This is a genomic window from Mycobacterium innocens (assembly GCF_900566055.1).
Taxonomy (GTDB): domain Bacteria; phylum Actinomycetota; class Actinomycetes; order Mycobacteriales; family Mycobacteriaceae; genus Mycobacterium; species Mycobacterium innocens.
Genome location: NZ_UPHQ01000243.1, coordinates 1 through 1,856, shown reverse-complemented (window position 1 = coordinate 1,856; position 1,856 = coordinate 1). Strand labels below are relative to the sequence as shown.

The following is a 1,856-nucleotide window of genomic DNA, read 5'->3' as shown; positions in this document are numbered from 1 at the left end:
ACATATCCGCCGCCGCCATCCGCCGGTCCTGCAGAGCCTGAAAGTCCCTCCGCGCACGCACCCGAGCGCTGGTCCCCGACCGCCGCCTACCGGCATTTCCCGCCACACGCCAATTGTCCTATACGGCAACACGAATCCCGCCGAGCGACTCACCGTATTACCGAAACATCTTTAGTCGCTGCGGTTAGCATCAGGGTTGCTTGCTGGGTAGGGGACACCGCGTATTTCGGTGCCACGTCGAGGGTCGGATTGCCCCCCGTCCGTAGCCACCACGGGGCCGCCCGGTACGACCGGTGGTGCGGGCGGGCCGGCCGAGGAAGCGCCCACGTCTCGAGATAGTTCTGTCTGCTGTGTAGGCACCTCGTAACCCATCGCCCTGCGCACCTGAAGCACATCGCGAAGCGGCGGGTTAGCTGGATCTTGGCCCAGCAGCACCAGTGTTCCGGTGCCGAGGCGTTCAACTGTTGCGCCAGCCGGCAACAACGCCATGTCGAATTTTACCGAATCGGAATCGCCGAGGAAATTAGCCCAGCCTGCAGGATGTCCAATCAATTTCCCGAGCACATATCCGCGGCCGTCTTTGGTTGGACGATCCGGCTCTTTTTGCTTGTTGCGAAGATCGCTGTTCGTCCAAACACCCCAGTCGGGGGCGAAGATATCCAGTAGCGCCTGCAGAATACGGTGCGCGGTCTCTGGTCTGTACAAGTATGGCGCCGATTCTTGATGGGGAAGATCGAGCGTAACGTTGTTTAATCCGATAGCTGATGTCCCAGCGATACGGATCGACAATTTAGCAGGTGGCCGCTTGTCGTCGGAGCCGCCATTCCACCAGTGCGCCGCGTACCCGTACGGTTCGATGACTTCGTTGTTGTCCGGGCGGCGATTACGCCCTGCCAGCAGTCGCTGCACCAAGTCGGTGTGTTCGTTGGTTACCAGCGGCTGGGCTAACGCGTCCCATTTTGAGCGGCCCCCGTCACGCCAGCCTGAAAGCACGGGATCGAGCGCGGCCAGCGCCGTCACGAGCCGCGCAACCCGATAAGCGCATTCATCCAGCGATTCAGCACGGGGTCCCCAATACACCCCCACATCCGCTTTAGGCATGCGAACCTCTCTACTTGGGCGGAACCACTATGACACTAATGGCGTATCCGTTTCTTGTCAGAAGATCTTCCACGAGCGCCGCGGTTTCCGGCTGAGCGAATACCCATTCTATCGGTGTTGTCCCTGCGACCCGTATTTGATTGTACGCCTGGTTGAGTATTCCCTGCTCTCCGGTAAACCAGGGCTTCCAGTGGCCGTTTTCGGTAAACTGATCGTAATAGCTTTTGACTTCGATGAGCGTTCCGTCTGTGAATCCGTCGAATTTGACTCCGTCGACGATGTATCCCTCGGTGACGGGGTGTCCGGTGATCTGCATTTGGTATTGGGCGGCGCGATCAGACATGGATTCGGTGACCGGTTGCCAGGCGCCGGGGCCATGCAGGACCGGTGTTGGCGAGTGTGCCGGCGGTTGCCATGGCTGTGCCCAATCGGGCACCAGCCGCGATAGCTGCGCCGGCGCTGTCTCCGAAATACCCAACTTCGCCTCTAGGTGGGTGGTGTCGAACGGCCATTTTGGGGACGCTGGTTGACCGGTTGGGCTGTTGGGCAGTGCGCGCGTGGTCGTAAGCGGTTCCTGGTTTGGGTGAATTCGGTTGTCATGATTGGCGATTCCGATGCTTGGCTGGTCTGAACCGTCCCCGGTTTTATGCGCACTTCCTTTGTTGGGAAGGATGGCGCGATGCCGAGCAAGTACGACGAGAACACCAAGGCCAGAGCGGTGCGACTGGTCCGGGAACACCGCGACGACTATGACA

Annotated in this window: 2 protein-coding genes; both read right to left on the bottom strand. The window is 60.0% G+C overall.

Annotation, left to right across the window (positions count from 1 at the left end; translation table 11 throughout):
- Positions 1-171: 171 nt before the first annotated feature.
- Positions 172-1,101, bottom strand: a complete 930-nt coding sequence (locus tag EET03_RS23290) for an Imm52 family immunity protein (RefSeq protein WP_136625758.1) — start codon at positions 1,099-1,101, stop codon at positions 172-174.
- A 10-nt stretch (positions 1,102-1,111) separates the two neighbouring features.
- Positions 1,112-1,417, bottom strand: coding sequence for a Tox-REase-5 domain-containing protein (locus EET03_RS23285; RefSeq protein WP_244232498.1), 306 nt, complete (start codon positions 1,415-1,417; stop codon positions 1,112-1,114).
- Positions 1,418-1,856: the final 439 nt, after the last annotated feature.

Coding starts and splice junctions, on each gene's coding strand:
- EET03_RS23290 (WP_136625758.1), bottom strand. CDS start 1,101: ATGCCTAAAGCGGATGTGGGGGTGTATTGGGGACCCCGTGCTGAATCG.
- EET03_RS23285 (WP_244232498.1), bottom strand. CDS start 1,417: ATGCAGATCACCGGACACCCCGTCACCGAGGGATACATCGTCGACGGA.